The sequence below is a fragment of the Protofrankia sp. CiP1_Cm_nod1 genome, from assembly GCF_920888515.1.
Lineage (GTDB): Bacteria > Actinomycetota > Actinomycetes > Frankiales > Frankiaceae > Protofrankia.
The window spans coordinates 1-4226 of sequence record NZ_CAKKTM010000450.1; the positions used below are offsets into that span (position 1 = coordinate 1).

The following is a 4226-nucleotide window of genomic DNA, read 5'->3' on the forward strand; positions in this document are numbered from 1 at the left end:
GGGCGGGCCCGGCCCCACCCGGTGGGCCCCGCCGCTCCTCCCGGCCCGGTGAGCGCACCCGTGCGCGGCATCGCGGCACACAGCCGTGTGACGAGGACGGCCGTACCCGCACCCAGCAGACCGGCGGCCAGCACCGCGGGGCCGACCAGCCGGCCGTCCGGCGCCCGGATGGCGGCCACGTTCAGGCAGCCGGCCAGCAGGGCGACCAGAACCACTCCGCTCAGGCCCGCGGCCATGTCGACCGTGACCGTCGCCGCCCGTCCCACCGGGGAGCCGTGACGGCGGGCGGTGGCCCGCCGCTCCCCTGCCCCGAGCAGCCGTCTCACCGGCGGCGCGGAAAGAACATGATCATACTGCTGCCGGGCCCCGGTCGCCGCTGGCGGCCCGGCCCACGGCGAAGCACCGGCGGCCCGCGCACCCCCGCGCCGTCTGGCCAGCTGGACGAGGATGACCGCCACCACGGCGGGGCCGATGACCCCGGCCAGGTTCCCGATCCCGTCGGAATCGGTCAGCGCGGCGGTGACGTCCGCGGCCAGCGCCGCCACCAGCACGATCGCGAGGGTCCCGGTCGACGCCCCGAGCGCCCGCACCCAGGCCCGGCCGAGCAGGACCCCTTCGACGGCGATGACGGCGGCGAGCGGAAGCCGCCCCACGGTCGCGGCGAGCACCGGTACGGCAGCGGCGACGGCGACGCAGATGCCGGTGAGAGGCGTCCGCGGGCAGCCCGGTCGCCGCGGGTGACTGTCCACCGGCGTGCCGGCCGGCTTCGTCCTGAGGACCGTCCTGCCTCCGCGGGCGTACACGTCCCCATGTTCCCATGGCTGCCGTGGGCGGTCGCGGACGACAGCGGCGAACCGGGCGAAACACCCAGGTGGACACCCAGGTGGACACCCGGATGGACAGCCGGATGGACAGCCGTATGCACGCCTGGGTGGGCGGTCCGTCCGGGCACCTGTCGCCGTATGCCCCCGGCGGGCATCGGCCTTGTCCGGCGGGCATCGGCCTGTCCGGCGGGCATCGGCCTGTCCGGCGGGCATCGGCGTCGGCCGGAGCGGCTCGCGGCCGGCGAGCGTGGCCGTCCCGGGGCCCTACCGGGCGGGACGAGCCCGGGGCAGGACGGTTCACCCACCGGCGAACGGCGGCAGCACCTCCACGACGGCACCGTCCGTGAGCGCCACGTCAGCATGATCGCGGCGCCCGACCGGCAGGTCGTCCACCAGGAACGCGCAGTGGGCCAACAGCTCCGCGAGTGCGCCCGGGTGACGTTTCGCCACGGTTGCCAGCAGGTGCGCAAGGGTCTCGGCGTCCTGCCGCTCCTCGGGCACGCCCGCCGCGTGCCGGGCGGCGGCCCAGTAGCGGACAGTCACGCGGGCCACCGGCACCCCCTCCCGCCGTCGGCCACACCGGTCTCCCTGGAGGCATCGCGATCACCAAGGGTGCATCCGGCCCGGGGCTGGCCAGGGTCGCGCGGGCCGGTCGCGGGCGTGTCGGCACAACGCCCGATGCCGTCGGAGCCGGCCTCTACCGGGGGCCTGCCACGAAATCCGGAAAAGCCACGAGCGGCGGTGCCATCAAGATCAAAATCTTGGCCGGTTACGGAACGATCACGGTAACGATGGACCGTGGCGAGAATCTCAGCGCCCACAGCGGGGAGAACTCCTCATGCGGTAGGAGTGGAGTACGACACTCCGCTATCCTCCCCACAGGCCGGTCTTCGTTTCGCGCCCATGACGGCCGTGGAACGCGAACCGACCGCAAGGTATCCGTGGGTCGACGCTGCCCCAACATCGCAACCGAACCCTGGAGGAGTCAACTTGAGCGTCGTCCTGTTGCTCACCAACGCCCCCGGACCATCCGCGGAGTCCTTTCCCTCGCTCGGGCTCCTGACCCACACCGTTCGTGTCGCTCCGCTTGAGGCCAGCGCACTCCTTGACGCACCCCCGGTGGATGTCGTGGTGGTGGACGGGCGCCGGGAACTGGTTGTCGCCCGTGGCCTGTGCCGCCTGCTGCGCACGACCGGGCTCACCACCGCGCTGCTCGCCCTCGTCACCGAAGGCGGACTGGCCGCCGTGTCAGCCGACTGGGGCGTCGACGACGTGGTGCTCGACAGCGCCGGGCCAGCCGAGGTCGAGGCGCGGCTGCGGCTCGCGATCGGCCGGGTGGCGACCGCCGGCGGCACCGCCGAGGCCGGCGTCATCCGCTCTGGCGACCTGTCGGTGGACGAGACCACCTACTCGGCCAAGCTGCGTGGCCGTCCGCTTGAGCTCACCTTCAAGGAGTTCGAGCTGCTGAAGTACCTCGCGCAGCACCCGGGCCGGGTCTTCACCCGCGCCCAGCTCCTGCAGGAGGTCTGGGGCTACGACTACTACGGCGGCACCCGGACCGTCGACGTCCACGTGCGTCGCCTGCGGGCCAAGCTCGGCCCGGAGCACGAATCGATGATCGGCACCGTGCGGCACGTCGGTTACAAGTTCGTCGCTCCCCCGATCGCCCCGCTGCCCGGCGGCGAGGCGGTGCCCGGCTCCAACAGCCGGGAAGTAATACGTACTCCCGAACGCGTGTAGTGCCGGCCAGGGTCCGGGTGGTTCCAGCCGGAGTCCGGGGCCACCGGACCGGTCACGTCGCTTTACCCGGACCTCCGGGCTGTTTCGCGACATGGCGAGGACCTCGGCGCGAGAAAGCGTACGGTGTCACTCCTGGACGGGCACGGCACGCCCGTCGGACGCCGTGACCAGCAGGTGCCCGTGCGCCGGGGCTCCCGCCGGCACGGCGTCGCCCGATATCCGGCCGGTGCTGCGATCCAGCCAACAATGTGATCAAGCCGGATTCATGACCGGACCGGGAAATCTCCGGCCGCGGCAGGCCCACCCGGATGAAAACCAGTACGGAACGCCCTAATGTCGCGGGAATGAGACTGCGCTGGACGCGGCACCTGACTCCCCGGACAGTGGACGACCTGCGGCAGCTGGCTGCCACGGCCACGGCGGCCGACGGAGCCGGCCCACTGTCCGACGACGCCGCGTTACGGCTGACGACACAGCCACTGACCGCCGCGCAACACCTGATCGTCACCGTCCCGGGCCCCGCGGCGCCCCCGGCCGTCCCAACCGGCACAGCCGGCACGGCAGGCCCGACCGGCACAGCCGTCCCAACCGGTGTCCCGACCGGCACAGCCGTCCCAGCCGTCCCGACCGTCCCAGCCGGCACGGCATCCCAGGACGACGAGACGTCGGCCTCCCAGAACAGCGCAGGGACCGCCCATGACGACGACGCCGGAACGATCGCCGGATACGCCTACCTGGCCACCCCTGATGCCCACGGCTGGCAGGCGGAGGTCGTCGTGCACCCCGCCCGACGCCGTCAGGGTGTCGGCGGCCACCTGCTGGCCGCCCTGACCACGGCCGCCGACCAGGCCGGCGCGGACCTGCACGTCTGGGCGCACGGCGACACGCCCGCGGCGGCAGCCCTGGCGGACAGGTACGGCTTCAGCCGGCAGCGGGTGCTCTGGCAGATGCGCCGCGCGCTGCCCGCCCCGGTCTCCCCTGACGGACGCAGGGCACACCCCGGCCACCCCACCGGTCACGCTCCCGGCCACATCCCCGGTCACGAGGCCCCGCCTCTCCCGGACGTGACGCCCCCGCCCGGGGTGACCATCCGGGCCTTCGTCCCAGGGCAGGACGAGGACGCGTGGGTGGCGGTCAACAGCGCCGCCTTCGCGGACCATCCGGAACAGGGACGCTGGACGGTGGAGGATCTCCGGCTGCGCGAGGCCGAGCCGTGGTTCGACCCGGCGGGCTTCTTCCTCGCCGAAGCGGCGGGCCAGCTCGTCGGCTTCCACTGGACGAAGGTGGAGGCGGGCATCGGCGAGGTGTACGTCGTCGGGGTCGCGCCCACCGCCGCCGGACGCGGGCTCGGCCGGGTACTGACCCTGATCGGCCTGCACCACCTGCGCGACCGTGGCCTGGCCACGGTGATGCTCTACGTCGACGACACCAACCGCCCGGCGGTACGCCTCTACGAGACCCTCGGCTTCACCCCCTACCACTGCGACATCTCCTACCTGCGCGAACCGGAGGCCCAGCCCGGATCCGGGCCCGACCGGCTCTGAGCCACCCGGTCGACGGGGCACGATCACGCTCACCACACGGTTACGCAACAGGCGTCCTGGCTCCCGCCCGGTTGCGTAACGTCCCGCCAGCCCGCGACCGCCCCGGTGGGCGGCGGGG

At 73.4% G+C, this 4226-nt stretch carries 3 protein-coding genes and 1 pseudogene; 2 read left to right on the forward strand and 2 right to left on the reverse strand.

Going from position 1 to position 4226, the window contains the following annotated elements; all coding sequences use genetic code 11:
- Positions 1–803 (reverse strand): annotated as a pseudogene (locus tag NBX02_RS20570) (hypothetical protein); the annotation flags it as partial.
- A 318-nt stretch (positions 804–1121) separates the two neighbouring features.
- On the reverse strand, positions 1122–1376 hold the full coding sequence (locus NBX02_RS20575) for a MoaD/ThiS family protein (protein ID WP_250285026.1): 255 nt from the start codon (positions 1374–1376) through the stop codon (positions 1122–1124).
- A gap of 438 nt (positions 1377–1814) precedes the next feature.
- On the opposite strand from NBX02_RS20575, the gene NBX02_RS20580 reads away from it, so the two are divergent.
- Positions 1815–2564, forward strand: coding sequence for a winged helix-turn-helix domain-containing protein (locus NBX02_RS20580; RefSeq protein WP_250285024.1), 750 nt, complete (start codon positions 1815–1817; stop codon positions 2562–2564).
- A gap of 344 nt (positions 2565–2908) precedes the next feature.
- A complete protein-coding gene (gene mshD, locus NBX02_RS20585; RefSeq protein ID WP_250292616.1) occupies positions 2909–4108 on the forward strand; it encodes a mycothiol synthase in 1200 nt (399 codons plus the stop codon).
- The last annotated feature ends 118 nt before the right edge of the window (positions 4109–4226 follow it).